The sequence below is a fragment of the Luteimonas dalianensis genome, from assembly GCF_049339425.1.
In the GTDB taxonomy this organism is placed as follows: Bacteria; Pseudomonadota; Gammaproteobacteria; order Xanthomonadales; family Xanthomonadaceae; genus Luteimonas; species Luteimonas dalianensis.
On record NZ_JBMPPO010000006.1, the window covers coordinates 246099 to 262987 of the forward strand.

The following is a 16889-nucleotide window of genomic DNA, read 5'->3' on the forward strand; positions in this document are numbered from 1 at the left end:
GATACCAGATGAACAGCAGAGTCGAACAACCCAGGTCAGCTTCCACGGCAGACATCGCCAAGTACGCGCTGTCGGTGCTGCTGGTGGCCGCAGGCGTGTTCGCCTTCTACTGGTTCGGCGGCCAGTGGCCGGGCTGGGCCCGCGGCCTGGCCGTGGTTGCCGGCGTGGTGGCGGGCGGGGCGGTGTTCCTGATGGGCACCCAGAAGGGCGCGCAGACCCGCGAGTTCCTGTACGAAACCCGCTTCGAGCTGCGCAAGGTGGTGTGGCCCACGCGCCAGGAAGCGACGCGGATGACCTGGGTGGTCATCATCGCCGTGATCATCATCGCGCTGATCATGGCGGCCTATGACGCGGTGATCAAATGGCTTCTGCGCGTGTTCCTGGGCTGATGATGGAGAACCCCGAGTCGATGGAAACCCAAGCTGACATGCGCTGGTACGTGGTTCACGCCTACTCCGGCTTCGAGAAGTCGGTGGCCCAGGCGCTGCGCGACCGCATCGTGCGCGCCGGCATGGAGGATCGCTTCGGCGAGGTGCTGGTGCCGACCGAGGAAGTGGTGGAGATGCGCTCCGGCCAGAAGCGCCGTTCCGAGCGCAAGTTCTTCCCCGGCTACGTGCTGGTGCAGATCGCCACCCGCAACGAGGACGGCATCCCGCGCATCGAAAGCGACACCTGGCACCTGATCAAGGAAACCCCGAAGGTCATGGGCTTCATCGGCGGCACTGCCGACCGGCCGCTGCCGATCGCCGACCACGAGGCCGACCAGATCCTGCAGCGGGTGGCCGACGGCGTCGAGAAGCCGCGCCCGAAGGTGTTGTTCGAGGCGGGCCAGATGGTTCGCGTCATCGACGGCCCGTTCAACGACTTCAACGGCGTGGTCGAGGAAGTCAACTACGAAAAGAGCCGTCTGCGCGTGGCGGTGCTGATTTTCGGTCGTTCCACCCCGGTCGAGCTGGAGTTCGGCCAGGTCGAGAAGGCCTGATCCAACGTGAAACCCGCGCCCCCGTGGCGCACCCAACCGCGAGGAGCCCTGAACAGGCGTTTGCACTCGCAGGAGTCCAACCATGGCAAAGAAAGTAGTCGGCTACATCAAGCTGCAGGTCAAGGCCGGGCAGGCCAATCCCAGCCCGCCCGTCGGTCCTGCCCTGGGCCAGCGCGGCCTGAACATCATGGAGTTCTGCAAGGCGTTCAACGCCGCCACGCAGAAGATGGAGCCGGGCCTGCCGATTCCGACCGTGATCACCGCGTACTCGGACCGCACCTTCACCTTCATCACCAAGACCCCGCCGGCGGCGGTGCTGCTGAAGAAGCTGTCGGGCGTGCAGTCCGGTTCGGCGCGTCCCAACACCCAGAAGGTGGGCAAGGTCACCCGCGCCCAGCTGGAAGAGATCGCGAAGATGAAGGAACCCGACCTGACCGCGGCCGACCTGGACGCGGCGGTTCGCACCATCGAGGGCTCCGCCCGTTCGATGGGCCTTTCGGTGGAGGGCTGAGGACATGGCAAAGCAGACCAAGCGTGAAAAGGCCGCCCGCGAGGCGGTGCAGCCGGGCAAGGCATACCCGATCGGCGAGGCGCTGAAGATCGTCCAGGATCTGAGCAAGGCGAAGTTCGTCGAAGCCGTGGACGTGGCCGTGCGCCTGGGCGTTGACGCGCGCAAGTCCGACCAGCAGGTGCGCGGTTCCACCGTGCTGCCGCAGGGCACCGGCAAGACCGTGCGTGTGGCGGTGTTCGCCCCCGCCGGTGCCAAGGCCGACGAGGCGCTGGCCGCCGGCGCCGACGCCGTGGGCATGGAAGACCTGGCCGAGAAGATGCAGGGCGGCGACATCGGCTACGACGTGGTCATCGCCACCCCCGACGCCATGCGCGTGGTGGGCAAACTGGGCACGCTGCTGGGCCCGCGCGGCCTGATGCCGAACCCGAAGGTGGGCACCGTGTCCCCGAACCCGGGCGAGGCGGTCAAGAACGCCAAGGGCGGCCAGGTGCGCTACCGCACCGACAAGGCCGGCATCATCCACTGCACCATCGGCAAGGCCGACTTCGAGGCCGGCCGGCTGCAGGAGAACCTGCAGGCGCTGCTGGCCGACCTGGTCAAGGCCAAGCCGGCCACCGCCAAGGGCACCTACCTGCAGAAGATCTCGATCAGCTCGACCATGGGCCCCGGCGTGACCGTGGACCAGGGCTCGCTGTCGATCAAGTAAGCAAATTTTGAGGGCATCGCAACGGGCTCCGGCCCGGCGCGGCGCCGTCAAAGACCGCAGGCGCGGCCTGCGACGCAACGGCGACGGGCATGGAAGCTCGGATTGGCAGGGAATCGCCGCCGCTGTGGAGCAGGGCGCTTAATCCCGGATCGCGAAAGCGTAAAAGGGCCTGCGCAGATGGTCGCCGACCCTCCAGGAAGTTTCTGGAAACGGCTGCCAACCGGAAGACCCCCGGGTCTTCCCGGCATCGAGGGAACGATGCCGCCAATGGCCCGCAAGCGGCAGGAGCCGCAAGCGGATTAGCAGAGAAACGGAGAGTGCAATGGCTCTGAATCTGGAACAGAAGAAGGAAGTCGTTGCCGAACTGGCGGAGGTGGCCGGCAAGGCACACTCGCTGGTCGCCGCCGAGTACGTGGGTCTGACGGTCGGTCAGCTGACCGACCTGCGCAAGAAGGCCCGCGAGGGCGGCGTGTACTTGAAGGTAGCCAAGAACACGCTGGTCTCGCGCGCAGTGGAGGAAACCGATTACGCCGTCATCAAGGACGAGCTGACCGGCCCCCTGCTGTATGCCTTCTCGCAGGAAGACCCGGGTGCCGCCGGACGCCTGATCAAGGAGTTCGCGAAGGCGAACGACAAGCTGAAGCCGCGCCTCGTGTCGCTTGGCGGACAGATGTACCCGGGCACCCATGTGGATGTCCTGGCGTCGCTGCCGACCCGCGATGAAGCGCTGTCGATGCTGCTCAGCGTCATGGTCCAGCCGGCCACCATGCTGGTGCGCGTGCTGGCCGAGCCTGCAAGCCAGGTCGCCCGCGTCACCAACGCGGTCGGCCAGGCCAAGGCCGCCTGAGCAAGATCAGTTCGGTACGAACCCGTTCCGCAGTCGTATATCCAACATAGTCAACCGAGGTAATCACGATGTCCCTTTCCAACGAAGAAATCATCGAAGCGATCAGCAGCAAGACCCTTGTCGAGGTCATGGAGCTGGTCAAGGCGATGGAAGAGAAGTTCGGCGTGTCCGCTGCCGCCCCGGTGGCCGTGGCCGCTGGCCCGGCCGCTGCCGGCGGCGGTGCCGCTGCCGAAGAGCAGACCGAGTTCACCGTGGTCCTGAAGGCCGTCGGCGACAAGAAGGTCGAAGTCATCAAGGTCGTCCGTGCGATCACCGGCCTGGGCCTGAAGGAGGCCAAGGACATGGTCGAGGGCGCGCCGAAGGACGTGAAGGAAGGCGTGTCGAAGGAAGAGGCCGAGAAGCTGAAGAAGGATCTCGAGGCCGCCGGCGCCACCGCCGAGCTGAAGTAAGCTGCACCCCGTCGCCGGCTCCACCAGGCGGCAGGCAGAGGCTGGGGGCGAAAGCCCCCGGCCTTTGGCCGTTGTTCCACATCAATAAAAGTCCCCAGTCGGAAGTAGCGGGAGAAGGCGTGCTGGTGCCGGCAATACCAGCGACTTCCCACTGGCGATTTTCCCGGTCGAAAACCGATCCCCCCGGGCCGCGGACGCGCGGTTCACAGATCCAAGAGGCGGTCATTCCCCATGACGACTAGCAACCAGCAAAACGGTTACTCGTTCACCGAAAAGAAGCGCATCCGCAAGGACTTCGGCAAGCAGAAGACGATCCTCGAGGTGCCGTACCTGCTCGCCATCCAGGTCGATTCGTACCGCGAATTCCTGCAGGCGGGCGTGGCCCCGGCCAAGCGCGCCGACCGCGGCCTGCACGCCGCGCTCAAGTCGGTGTTCCCGATCGTCAGCTACAACGGCTACGCCGCCCTTGAATACGTGGGCTACAAGCTGGGCGAGCCGGTGTTCGACGAGCGCGAGTGCCGCCAGCGCGGCATGAGCTACGGCGCCCCGCTGCGCGTGACCGTGCGCCTGGTGATCTACGACCGCGAGTCGTCGTCCAAGGCCATCAAGTACGTGAAGGAGCAGGAGGTCTACATGGGCGAGATCCCGCTCATGACCGACAACGGCACCTTCATCGTCAACGGCACCGAGCGCGTCATCGTCTCCCAGCTGCACCGCAGCCCGGGCGTGTTCTTCGACCACGACCGCGGCAAGACCCACAGCTCGGGCAAGCTGCTCTACAGCGCCCGCATCATTCCCTATCGCGGCTCGTGGCTGGACTTCGAGTTCGACCCGAAGGACGCGCTGTTCACCCGCATCGACCGCCGCCGCAAGCTGCCGGTGACGATCCTGCTGCGCGCGCTGGGCTACTCCAACGAGGAGATGCTCAACGAGTTCTTCGAGATCAACACCTTCCACGTCGACCCGAAGGAAGGCGTGCAGGTCGAGCTGGTGCCCGAGCGCCTGCGCGGCGAAACCCTGGACTTCGACCTGGCCGATGGCGATACCGTGATCGTCGAGGCTGGCCGCCGCATCACCGCGCGCCACATCCGCCAGCTGGAGCAGTCCGGCATCGAGGCGCTGGCCGTGCCGGATGACTACCTGCTGGGCCGCATCCTGTCGCACGACGTGCCCGACATGGAAACCGGCGAGCTGCTGGCCGCCGCCAACGACGAGATCACCGAGGAGCACCTGGTCGCGTTCCGCAAGGCCGGCGTGGACACCATCGGCACCATCTGGACGAACGACCTGGATCGTGGCCCGTACCTGTCCAACACCCTGCGCATCGATCCCACCAAGACCCAGCTGGAAGCGCTGGTGGAGATCTACCGGATGATGCGCCCGGGCGAGCCGCCGACCAAGGACGCCGCCCAGAACCTGTTCCACAACCTGTTCTTCACCTTCGAGCGCTACGACCTGTCGGGCGTGGGCCGGATGAAGTTCAACCGCCGCCTGGGCCGCAAGGAGACCGAGGGCGCCGCGGTGCTGTACGACGCCAAGTACTACGCCGAGCGCAAGGACGAGGATTCGGTCCGCCTGCGCGAGGAGAACGGCGACGGCTCCGACATCCTGGACGTGATCAAGGTGCTGACCGAGATCCGCAACGGCCGCGGCGTGGTCGACGACATCGACCACCTGGGCAACCGCCGGGTGCGCTCGGTGGGCGAGATGGCCGAGAACACCTTCCGCGTGGGCCTGGTGCGCGTTGAGCGCGCCGTGCGCGAGCGCCTGACCATGGCCGAGGCCGATGGCCTGACCCCGCAGGAGCTGATCAACGCCAAGCCGGTCGCGGCCGCGGTCAAGGAGTTCTTCGGCTCCTCGCAGCTGTCGCAGTTCATGGACCAGAACAACCCGCTGTCGGAGGTCACCCACAAGCGCCGCGTGTCGGCCCTTGGGCCGGGCGGCCTGACCCGCGAGCGGGCCGGCTTCGAGGTGCGCGACGTGCACCCGACCCACTACGGCCGCGTGTGCACCATCGAGACGCCTGAAGGCCCGAACATCGGCCTGATCAACTCGCTGGCGGTGTTCGCCCGCACCAACCGCTACGGCTTCCTGGAGACGCCGTACCGCAAGGTCGTGGACGGCCAGGTCACCACCGAGATCGAGTTCCTGTCGGCGATCGAGGAGAACGAGTACGTCATCGCCCAGGCCAACGCGCCGCTGGACGACAAGGACCGCCTGACCGAGCAGTTCGTGGACGTGCGCTACCAGGGCGAGAACATGCTCAAGCCGCCGGCGGAAGTCCACTTCATGGACGTCTCGCCGATGCAGACCGTGTCGGTCGCCGCGGCGCTGGTGCCGTTCCTGGAGCATGACGATGCCAACCGCGCGCTGATGGGCGCCAACATGCAGCGCCAGGCGGTGCCGACGCTGCGCGCCGAGAAGCCGCTGGTGGGCACCGGCATCGAGCGCGCCGTGGCGCGCGACTCTGGCGTGACCGTGAACGCCCGCCGTGGCGGCGTGGTCGAGCAGGTCGATGCCGGCCGCATCGTGGTCAAGGCCTTCGACGACGAAATCTCCGGCGAGCACGATGCGGGCGTCGACATCTACAGCCTGATCAAGTACACCCGCTCCAACCAGAACACCTGCATCAACCAGCGTCCGCTGGTGGGCGTGGGTGACACCGTGGCCCGCGGCGACGTGCTGGCCGACGGCCCCTCCACCGACATCGGCGAGCTGGCCCTGGGCCAGAACATGCTGGTCGCGTTCATGCCGTGGAACGGCTACAACTTCGAGGACTCGATCCTGCTGTCGGAGCGGGTCGTGACCGAGGATCGCTACACCACGATCCACATCGAGGAGCTGACCGCGGTCGCCCGCGACACCAAGCTGGGGCCGGAGGAGATCTCCGCCGACATCCCCAACGTCTCCGAGCAGGCGCTCAACCGCCTGGACGAGTCGGGCGTGGTGTACATCGGTGCCGAAGTGCGCGCCGGCGACATCCTGGTGGGCAAGGTCACGCCCAAGGGCGAGAGCCAGCTGACCCCGGAAGAGAAGCTGCTGCGCGCGATCTTCGGCGAGAAGGCGTCCGACGTGAAGGACAGCTCGCTGCGGGTTCCGCCGGGCATGGACGGCACCGTCATCGACGTGCAGGTCTTCACCCGCGACGGCATCGAGAAGGACAAGCGCGCCCAGCAGATCGAGGAGTCCGAGATCAAGCGGGTGAAGAAGGACTTCGACGACCAGTTCCGGATCCTGGAGGCGGCGATCTATGCCCGCCTGCGCGGCCAGCTCCTGGGCAAGACCGTCAACGGCGGCGCCGGCCTGAAGAAGGGCGAGACCGTGACCAGCCTGGTGCTGGACGGGCTGAAGAAGTCCGACTGGTTCAACCTGCGGATGAAGGACGCCGAGGCCGTGGAGGCGATCGAGCGCGCGCAGATGCAGATCGACACCCACCGCAAGGAGTTCGACAAGCGGTTCGAGGACAAGCGCGGCAAGATCACCCAGGGCGACGACCTCGCCCCGGGCGTGCTGAAGATGGTCAAGGTGTTCCTGGCGGTCAAGCGCCGCATCCAGCCGGGTGACAAGATGGCCGGCCGCCACGGCAACAAGGGCGTGGTGTCGACCATCGTGCCGGTGCAGGACATGCCGTACCAGGCCAACGGCGAGACCGTCGACATCGTGCTCAACCCGCTGGGCGTGCCGAGCCGCATGAACATCGGCCAGATCCTGGAAACCCACCTGGGCTGGGCCGCCAAGGGCCTGGGCCGGAAGATCCAGGACATGCTCGAGGCGCAGGCCAAGATCGCGGATCTGCGCAAGTTCCTGGACCAGATCTACAACCACGACAGCGACATCACCGCCCAGCAGGTGGATCTGAAGCAGTTCAGCGACGAGGAGCTGCTGACCTTGGCCCGCAACCTGACCGGCGGCGTGCCGATGGCCACCCCGGTGTTCGACGGCGCGGCCGAGTCCGAGATCAAGAAGATGCTCGAGCTCGCCGACCTGCCGACCAGCGGCCAGACCCGCCTGTTCGACGGCCGCACCGGCGAGCAGTTCGAGCGCGAGGTGACCGTGGGCTACATGCACATGCTCAAGCTCAACCATCTGGTGGACGACAAGATGCACGCGCGTTCGACCGGCCCGTACTCGCTCGTCACCCAGCAGCCGCTGGGCGGCAAGGCGCAGTTCGGCGGCCAGCGCTTCGGCGAGATGGAAGTCTGGGCGCTGGAAGCCTACGGCGCGGCCTACACCCTGCAGGAGATGCTGACGGTGAAGTCCGACGACGTGCAGGGCCGCAACCAGATGTACAAGAACATCGTCGACGGCGAACACGAGATGGTCGCGGGCATGCCCGAGTCCTTCAACGTGCTGGTCAAGGAAATCCGCTCGCTGGCCATCAACATGGAGCTGGAGGAGGACTGAGGGAAATGACGCGCGGCCACGCGGCCGCAGCCTGACCTTCCCCCATTCCTCCACTCCCGGAGACATAAAATGAAAGACCTGCTCAACCTCTTCAACCAGCAGCGCCAGACGCTCGACTTCGACTCGATCAAGATCGCGCTCGCCTCGCCGGACATGATCCGCTCGTGGTCCTTCGGCGAAGTGAAGAAGCCCGAGACCATCAACTACCGCACCTTCAAGCCCGAGCGCGACGGCCTGTTCTGCGCCGCCATCTTCGGGCCGACCAAGGACTACGAGTGCCTGTGCGGCAAGTACAAGCGCATGAAGCACCGCGGCGTGGTGTGCGAGAAGTGCGGCACCGAGGTCACCCTGGCCAAGGTGCGCCGCGAGCGCATGGGCCACATCGACCTGGCCAGCCCGGTCGCCCACATCTGGTTCCTCAAGTCGCTGCCGTCCCGCATCGGCCTGATGCTGGACATGACGCTGCGTGACATCGAGCGCATCCTGTACTTCGAAGCCTACTGCGTGACCGAGCCGGGCCTGACCCCGCTCGAGCGCGGCCAGCTGCTCAACGAAGAGCAGTTCATGCAGATGCGCCAGGAGCACGGCGACGACTTCGACGCCGCCATGGGCGCCGAGGCCGTCTACGACCTGCTGCGCACGATCGACCTGCAGGCCGAGATGATCGGGCTGAAGGAAGAGATCGCCGCCACCGGTTCGCAGACCAAGCTCACCCGCCTGACCAAGCGGATCAAGCTGGTCGAGGCCTTCATCGACTCGGGCAACCGCCCGGAGTGGATGATCATGACCGTGCTGCCGGTGCTGCCGCCGGATCTGCGCCCGCTGGTGCCGCTGGACGGCGGCCGCTTCGCGACCTCCGACCTGAACGACCTGTACCGCCGGGTCATCAACCGCAACAACCGCCTGCGCCGCCTGCTCGAGCTCAACGCGCCCGACATCATCGTGCGCAACGAGAAGCGCATGCTGCAGGAGTCGGTGGACGCGCTGATGGACAACGGCCGCCGCGGCCGCGCCATCACCGGCACCAACAAGCGCCCGCTCAAGTCGCTGGCCGACATGATCAAGGGCAAGCAGGGCCGTTTCCGCCAGAACCTGCTGGGCAAGCGCGTGGACTACTCGGGCCGTTCGGTCATCGTGGTCGGCCCGACCCTGCGCCTGCACGAGTGCGGCCTGCCCAAGAAGATGGCGCTGGAGCTGTTCAAGCCCTTCATCTTCGCCAAGCTGCAGCGCCGTGGCCTGGCCACGACCATCAAGGCCGCCAAGAAGCTGGTCGAGCGCGAAGAGGCCGAGGTCTGGGACATCCTGGAAGAGGTGATCCGCGAGCACCCGGTGCTGCTCAACCGCGCCCCGACCCTGCACCGCCTGGGCATCCAGGCCTTCGAGCCGGTGCTGATCGAGGGCAAGGCCATCCAGCTGCACCCGCTGGTGTGTACCGCGTTCAACGCCGACTTCGACGGTGACCAGATGGCCGTGCACGTCCCGCTGAGCCTGGAGGCCCAGCTGGAAGCGCGCGCGCTGATGATGTCGTCCAACAACATCCTCAGCCCCGCCAACGGCGAGCCGATCATCGTGCCGTCGCAGGACGTGGTGCTGGGCCTGTACTACATGTCGCGCGCGCTGGAGAACCAGCAGGGCGAGGGCATGGTGTTCGCCAACGTGGCCGAGGTGAAGCGCGCCTACGACAACAAGGCCGTGGGCCTGCACGCCAAGGTCAAGGTGCGCATCACCGAGACCGTGATCGACGAGGACGGCAACCGCGAGCGGGTCAACTCGATCGTGGACACCACGGTCGGCCGCGCGCTGTTGGACCAGATCCTGCCGCAGGGCCTGCCGTTCGAACTGGCCAACGTGGAGCTGACCAAGAAGAACATCAGCCGCCTGATCAACTCCTGCTACCGCCGCCTGGGCCTGAAGGACACCGTGGTGTTCGCCGACAAGCTGATGTACACCGGCTTCGGCTTCGCCACCCGTGCCGGCGTGTCGATCGGCATCGACGACATGACCATCCCGATGGAGAAGGCCGGCATCCTGGAGGAGGCCGAGGCCGAGGTGCTGGAGATCCAGCAGCAGTACCAGTCGGGCCTGGTCACCGCCGGCGAGCGCTACAACAAGGTGGTCGACATCTGGTCGCGCACCAACGAGCGCGTGGCCAAGGCGATGATGGATACCATCGGCACCGAGAAGGTGACCAACGCCAAGGGCGAGACGGTCGAGCAGAAGTCGATGAACTCGATCTACATCATGGCCGACTCGGGCGCGCGTGGCTCGCAGGCGCAGATCCGCCAGCTGGCCGGCATGCGCGGCCTGATGGCCAAGCCGGACGGCTCGATCATCGAGACCCCGATCACCTCCAACTTCCGCGAAGGCCTGAACGTCCAGCAGTACTTCATCTCGACCCACGGTGCCCGAAAGGGCCTGGCCGATACCGCGCTCAAGACCGCGAACTCCGGCTACCTGACCCGCCGCCTGGTGGACGTGGCCCAGGACGTGGTGATCACCGAGGACGACTGCGGCACCATGGCCGGCCTGAACATGGCCCCGATCGTCGAGGGCGGTGACGTGGTCGAGCCGCTGCGCGACCGCGTGCTGGGCCGCGTGGTGGCCGAGGACGTGTTCCTGCCGGGCGACGACGAGGATCCGATCGTCACCCGCAACACCCTGCTCGACGAGCAGTGGGTGCAGAAGCTGGAAGACGCCGGCGTGCAGCTGATCAAGGTGCGCTCCACGATCACCTGCGAAAGCAGCTTCGGCGTGTGCGCCAACTGCTACGGCCGCGACCTGGCCCGTGGCCACCTGGTGAACCACGGCGAGTCCGTGGGCGTGGTGGCCGCGCAGTCGATCGGCGAGCCCGGCACCCAGCTGACCATGCGTACCTTCCACATCGGCGGCGCGGCTTCGCGTGCGGCGGCGATCGACAACGTCACGGTCAAGACCACCGGTACGGTGAAGTTCAACAACATCAAGTCGGTGGGCCACGACAGCGGCGGCCTGGTCGCGGTGTCGCGCTCGGGCGAGCTGTCCGTGCTCGATCCGCATGGCCGCGAGCGCGAGCGCTACAAGCTGCCGTACGGCGCCCTGATCAGCCTCCAGGACGGGGGCGAGGTGAAGGCCGGGCAGACGGTCGCCACCTGGGATCCGCATAACCACCCGATCGTTTCGGAAGTTGCCGGTTTCGTGCGCTTCGTCGACTTCGTCGACGGCGTGACCGTGATCGAGAAGACCGACGAGCTGACCGGCCTGGCCTCGCGTGAGATCACCGATCCCAAGCGCCGCGGCTCGCAGGCCAAGGACCTGCGCCCGATCGTGCGCATCGTCGACAAGAAGGGCAACGACCTGTCGATCCCGGGCACCGACCTGCCGGCGCAGTACCTGCTGCCGCCGCGCTCGATCGTCAACCTCCAGGACGGCGACGCCGTCTCGGTCGGCGACGTGGTCGCCAAGATCCCGCAGGAAGCCTCCAAGACCCGCGACATCACCGGCGGCCTGCCGCGCGTGGCGGACCTGTTCGAGGCCCGCAAGCCCAAGGATCCGGCGATCCTGGCCGAGAAGTCCGGCATCGTCAGCTTCGGCAAGGACACCAAGGGCAAGCAGCGCCTGGTAATCAAGTCCGCCGAGGGCGACGACTACGAGGAGCTGATCCCCAAGTACCGCCAGATCATCGTGTTCGAAGGCGAGCACGTGGAGAAGGGCGAGACCGTGGTGGACGGCGAGCCGAGCCCGCAGGACATCCTGCGCCTGAAGGGCGTGGCGGAGCTGGCCTCCTACCTGACCAAGGAGATCCAGGACGTCTACCGCCTGCAGGGCGTGAAGATCAACGACAAGCACATCGAGGTGATCGTCCGCCAGATGCTGCGCAAGGTGGAGATCACCGATGCGGGCGACAGCCGCTACCTCAACGGCGAGCAGGTCGAGCGCCAGCGCGTGATCGAGGAAAACCAGCGCCTGGAAGGCAAGAGCGAGCTGCCGGCGAAGTTCGATCCGGTGCTGCTGGGCATCACCAAGGCCTCGCTGGCAACCGAGTCGTTCATCTCCGCGGCCTCCTTCCAGGAGACCACCCGCGTGCTGACCGAGGCCGCCGTGCGCGGTACCCGCGACAGCCTGCGCGGGCTGAAGGAGAACGTGATCGTCGGCCGGCTGATCCCGGCCGGCACCGGGCTGGCGTACCACACCCAGCGCCGTCGTGGCGCCTCGGGCCTGACCGAGTCGGAAATGGACGCCCTGTCGGGCACCGTCACCGACGCGGTGGAGGCCGCGGAGCCTGCGGTGGAGCAGGACGCCGGCCAGGCAGGGGACGGGCAGGAGTAAGCAGCCCGTCCGGCACCCGGCGGCGCGCAGGCTGCCGCCGGGCTTGCCTTTCGGGGCCCCGGCCCCTGTAAGATATGCACCATTGGCGGATCCGTTCCGCCCAGATCACGAAATGAGGCGTCATGGATGCGCCTCGTGTTCGGCCCAGGAAGGGCGGGATCAGCAGGATCGCTGCCCGGATCCGCCGCCATTGGCGCGGGCCCGGCCAGCCCGGTATGGCTTGCGTTGACGCTTGGCGGCGGCGCGGGCTATACTTTTCCGTCTCGGTAGGCCGGGTTGTCCCGGCCTGCCTTCGTTTTCACGCACGGGCTACGGCCCCGAACCGACAGAAACCATACGATGGCAACGATCAATCAGCTCGTGCGGAAGCCGCGCAAGCCGGAAACCTACCAGAGCGCCTCGCCGGCGCTGGAAAACTGCCCGCAGCGCCGCGGCGTGTGCACCCGCGTGTACACCACCACCCCGAAGAAGCCGAACTCGGCGCTTCGCAAGGTCGCCAAGGTGCGCCTGACCAACGGCTACGAGGTCATCTCGTACATCGGCGGCGAGGGCCACAACCTGCAGGAGCACTCGGTGGTGCTGATCCGCGGCGGTCGCGTCAAGGACCTGCCGGGCGTGCGCTACCACATGGTGCGCGGCGCGCTCGACGCCGCTGGCGTGGCCAAGCGCAAGCAGGGTCGTTCCAAGTACGGCGCCAAGCGTCCGAAGGCCTGAGGAGAAACCAGACATGTCGCGTAAAGGCAATACTCCGCAGCGTTCGGTCCTGCCCGATCCCAAGCACGGCAGCGAGACCATCGCCCGCTTCATCAACATGGTGATGAAGAGCGGCAAGAAGTCGGTCGCCGAGAAGATCGTTTACGGCGCAATGGACGTCATCGGCGAGAAGGGCGGCGAAGCCAATGCCCTGGAGCTGGTCGAGAAGGCCCTGGGCAATGTGTCGCCGGCGGTGGAGGTCAAGTCCCGCCGCGTCGGTGGCGCCACCTACCAGGTGCCGGTCGAAGTCCGCCAGTCGCGCCGCATGGCGCTGGCGATGCGCTGGGTGATCGAGTCGGCGCGCAAGCGCGGCGAGAACAGCATGCCGCGCAAGCTGGCCGCCGAACTGATCGACGCCTCCGAGAACCGCGGCGGCGCCATCAAGAAGCGTGAAGAGATCCACCGCATGGCGGATGCGAACAAGGCGTTCGCGCACTACCGCTGGTGATCCGCCGGGCCGCCTGAGGGCGGCCCTGCACCTGGCGCCGCCCTGACCGGCGGCGTCCGCGTGACCCGTCCGCGGGTCGTGCCCCACGATCCGGATCGCCGCCCCAGGGCGGCATCCGCCATTCAAGCCCGGCCCGCCGGGCACAGACACGAGAGACGACCGTGGCTCGCACCACTCCCATCGAGCGTTACCGCAACTTCGGCATCATGGCCCACATCGACGCCGGCAAGACCACCACGTCCGAGCGCATCCTGTTCTACACCGGCGTCAGCCACAAGCTGGGCGAGGTGCACGACGGCGCCGCCACCATGGACTGGATGGAGCAGGAGCAGGAGCGCGGCATCACCATCCAGTCGGCGGCCACCACCGCGTTCTGGAAGGGCATGGATAAGAGCTTCCCCGAGCACCGGCTCAACATCATCGACACCCCCGGGCACGTCGACTTCACCATCGAGGTGGAGCGCAGCCTGCGCGTGCTCGACGGCGCGGTGTTCGTGCTGTGCGCGGTCGGCGGCGTGCAGCCGCAGTCGGAGACCGTGTGGCGCCAGGCCAACAAGTACAAGGTGCCGCGGCTTGCGTTCGTCAACAAGATGGACCGCACCGGCGCCAACTTCGACAAGGTCGTGGGCCAGCTCAAGAGCCGCCTGGGCGCGTACCCGGTGCCGATGCAGGTGCCGGTCGGGGCCGAGGACGGCTTCGAGGGCGTGGTCGACCTGCTCAAGATGAAGGCGATCCACTGGGACGTGGCCTCGCACGGCACCGCGTTCGAGTACCGCGACATCCCCGCCGACCTGGTGGAGGTGGCCACCGAGGCGCGCTCGTTCATGGTCGAGGCCGCGGCCGAGGCCAACGAGGCGTTGATGGACAAGTACCTTGAGGAAGGCGCCCTGTCCGAGGCCGATATCGTGGAGGGCCTGCGCGAGCGCACCCTGAAGACCGAGATCGTCCCCGTCTACTGCGGTACCGCGTTCAAGAACAAGGGCGTGCAGGCCATGCTTGACGGCGTGGTCCAGCTGCTGCCGTCTCCGGTCGACGTGCCGCCGGTGCAGGGCATCGACCAGAACGAAGCCGAGGCCACCCGCAAGGCGGACGACAAGGAGCCGTTCTCGGCGCTTGCGTTCAAGATCATGACCGATCCGTTCGTCGGCTCGCTGACCTTCTTCCGCGTGTACTCGGGCGTGCTGAACTCGGGCGACCAGGTGTTCAACCCGATCAAGTCGAAGAAGGAGCGCATCGGCCGCCTGCTGCAGATGCACTCCAACGACCGTGCCGAGATCAAGGAAGTGCGCGCCGGCGACATCGCCGCCGCCGTGGGCCTGAAGGACGTCACCACCGGTGACACCCTGTGTGCCCAGGACGCGATCATCACCCTGGAGCAGATGACCTTCCCCGAGCCGGTCATCTCGATGGCGGTGGAGCCCAAGACCAAGTCCGACCAGGAGAAGATGGGCGTGGCCCTGGGGCGCCTGGCTCAGGAGGATCCGTCCTTCCGCGTGCGTACCGACGAGGAGTCCGGCCAGACCATCATCTCCGGCATGGGCGAGCTGCACCTGGACATCCTCGTGGACCGCATGAAGCGCGAGTTCAACGTCGAGGCCAACGTCGGCAAGCCGCAGGTGGCCTACCGCGAGACCATCCGCCAGACGGTCAAGTCCGAGGGCAAGTTCGTCCGCCAGTCGGGCGGCAAGGGCCAGTTCGGTCACGTGTGGCTGGAGATTTCGCCGCAGGAGCCGGGCGCGGGCTACGAGTTCGACAACTCGATCGTCGGCGGCGTGGTGCCCAAGGAGTACATCCCCGCGGTCGACAGGGGCATCCAGGAAGCGATGGCCAGCGGCATCCTTGCCGGCTACCCGATCGTGGACATCAAGGTGAAGCTGTTCGACGGCTCCTACCACGAGGTCGACTCGTCCGAAATGGCGTTCAAGATCGCCGGCTCGATGGGCTTCAAGGAAGGCTTCAGCAAGGCCAGCCCGGTGCTGCTGGAGCCGATCATGAAGGTCGAGATCGTCACCCCGGAGGACTACTTGGGCGACGTGATGGGCGACGTGAGCCGCCGCCGCGGCGTGCTGCAGGGCCAGGACGACAGCCCCTCGGGCAAGATCATCAACGCGATGGTGCCGCTGGGCGAGATGTTCGGCTACGCCACCACGCTGCGTTCGATGTCGCAGGGTCGCGCCACCTACACGATGGAGTTCGACCACTACGCCGAGGCTCCGGCCAACATCGCCGAGTCGGTGACCAAGAAGTAAGCCGCCAACCACGAATCAACGAATCTACAGAATCACGGAGTCCAAGATGGCCAAGGGTAAGTTCGAGCGCACCAAGCCCCACGTGAACGTGGGCACGATCGGTCACGTTGACCACGGCAAGACGACGCTGACCGCGGCGCTGACGAAGGTGGGCGCGGAGCGTTTTGGCGGCGAGTTCAGCGCGTACGACGCGATCGACCGCGCGCCGGAAGAGAAGGCGCGTGGCATCACGATCTCGACCTCGCACGTGGAGTACGAGTCCGAGACGCGCCACTACGCGCACGTGGACTGCCCGGGCCACGCCGACTACGTGAAGAACATGATCACGGGTGCGGCGCAGATGGACGGCGCGATCCTGGTGTGCTCGGCCGCCGACGGCCCGATGCCGCAGACGCGCGAGCACATCCTGCTGGCGCGCCAGGTGGGCGTTCCGTACATCGTGGTATTCCTGAACAAGGCCGACATGGTCGACGACGAGGAGCTGCTGGAGCTCGTCGAGATGGAAGTGCGCGAGCTGCTGTCCAAGTACGAGTTCCCGGGCGACGACACCCCGATCATCAAGGGTTCGGCGCTCAAGGCGCTGGAAGGCGACCAGTCCGACATCGGCGTTCCGGCGATCCTGAAGCTGGTGGACGCGCTGGACAGCTGGATCCCGGAGCCCGAGCGCGACGTGGACAAGAACTTCCTGATGCCGGTCGAGGACGTGTTCTCGATCTCGGGCCGCGGCACCGTGGTGACCGGGCGCATCGAGCGCGGCGTGATCAAGGTGGGCGAGGAAGTCGAGATCGTCGGCATCCGCCCGACCACCAAGACCACGGTGACCGGCGTTGAGATGTTCCGCAAGCTGCTCGACCAGGGCCAGGCGGGCGACAACGCGGGCCTGCTGCTGCGCGGCACCAAGCGTGACGACGTGGAGCGCGGCCAGGTGCTGGCCAAGCCGGGTTCGATCACCCCGCACACCAGCTTCGAGGCCGAGGTGTACGTGCTGAGCAAGGACGAGGGCGGCCGTCACACGCCGTTCTTCAAGGGCTACCGCCCGCAGTTCTACTTCCGCACCACGGACATCACCGGCGCCGTCACCCTGCCCGAGGGCGTTGAGATGGTGATGCCGGGCGACAACGTGAAGATGTCGGTTGAGCTGATCAACCCGGTGGCGATGGACGAGGGCCTGCGCTTCGCGATCCGCGAAGGCGGCCGCACCGTCGGCGCCGGCGTGGTGGCCAAGATCGTCAAGT

At 66.7% G+C, this 16889-nt stretch carries 12 protein-coding genes; all 12 read left to right on the forward strand.

Going from position 1 to position 16889, the window contains the following annotated elements; genetic code table 11:
* Positions 1-8 precede the first annotated feature (8 nt).
* Entirely contained in the window at positions 9-389 is a 381-nt protein-coding gene (gene secE / locus ACOZ90_RS10815; protein WP_422893655.1) for a preprotein translocase subunit SecE, read from the forward strand.
* A gap of 38 nt (positions 390-427) precedes the next feature.
* Positions 428-982, forward strand: a complete 555-nt coding sequence (gene nusG, locus ACOZ90_RS10820; RefSeq protein ID WP_422893677.1) for a transcription termination/antitermination protein NusG — start codon at positions 428-430, stop codon at positions 980-982.
* An 82-nt stretch (positions 983-1064) separates the two neighbouring features.
* Complete coding sequence (gene rplK / locus ACOZ90_RS10825; protein WP_422893656.1) at positions 1065-1493, forward strand: 50S ribosomal protein L11; 429 nt, start codon at positions 1065-1067, stop codon at positions 1491-1493.
* 4 nt (positions 1494-1497) lie between these two features.
* A complete protein-coding gene (gene rplA / locus ACOZ90_RS10830) occupies positions 1498-2199 on the forward strand; it encodes a 50S ribosomal protein L1 (RefSeq protein ID WP_422893657.1) in 702 nt (233 codons plus the stop codon).
* A 322-nt stretch (positions 2200-2521) separates the two neighbouring features.
* On the forward strand, positions 2522-3046 hold the full coding sequence (rplJ, locus tag ACOZ90_RS10835) for a 50S ribosomal protein L10 (protein ID WP_422893658.1): 525 nt from the start codon (positions 2522-2524) through the stop codon (positions 3044-3046).
* 68 nt (positions 3047-3114) lie between these two features.
* The gene (rplL, locus tag ACOZ90_RS10840) at positions 3115-3495 is read left to right on the forward strand and encodes a 50S ribosomal protein L7/L12 (RefSeq protein WP_422893659.1); all 381 of its coding nucleotides are present in this window, start codon (positions 3115-3117) and stop codon (positions 3493-3495) included.
* A 231-nt stretch (positions 3496-3726) separates the two neighbouring features.
* On the forward strand, positions 3727-7899 hold the full coding sequence (gene rpoB / locus ACOZ90_RS10845) for a DNA-directed RNA polymerase subunit beta (protein WP_422893660.1): 4173 nt from the start codon (positions 3727-3729) through the stop codon (positions 7897-7899).
* A gap of 69 nt (positions 7900-7968) precedes the next feature.
* A complete protein-coding gene (gene rpoC, locus ACOZ90_RS10850; RefSeq protein ID WP_422893661.1) occupies positions 7969-12204 on the forward strand; it encodes a DNA-directed RNA polymerase subunit beta' in 4236 nt (1411 codons plus the stop codon).
* 339 nt (positions 12205-12543) lie between these two features.
* Positions 12544-12918: a 30S ribosomal protein S12 gene (gene rpsL / locus ACOZ90_RS10855; protein WP_095206967.1), complete on the forward strand. Its 375-nt coding sequence runs from the start codon at positions 12544-12546 to the stop codon at positions 12916-12918.
* Between the two features lie 13 nt (positions 12919-12931).
* Positions 12932-13405, forward strand: a complete 474-nt coding sequence (rpsG, locus tag ACOZ90_RS10860) for a 30S ribosomal protein S7 (RefSeq protein WP_422893662.1) — start codon at positions 12932-12934, stop codon at positions 13403-13405.
* A 161-nt stretch (positions 13406-13566) separates the two neighbouring features.
* Positions 13567-15654 carry an elongation factor G gene (gene fusA / locus ACOZ90_RS10865; RefSeq protein WP_422893663.1) on the forward strand — a complete coding sequence of 696 codons (2088 nt, stop codon included), beginning with the start codon at positions 13567-13569 and terminating at the stop codon, positions 15652-15654.
* Between the two features lie 46 nt (positions 15655-15700).
* Positions 15701-16889 (forward strand): elongation factor Tu (tuf, locus tag ACOZ90_RS10870; RefSeq protein ID WP_422893654.1); only part of this gene is annotated, 1189 nt, incomplete at its 3' end.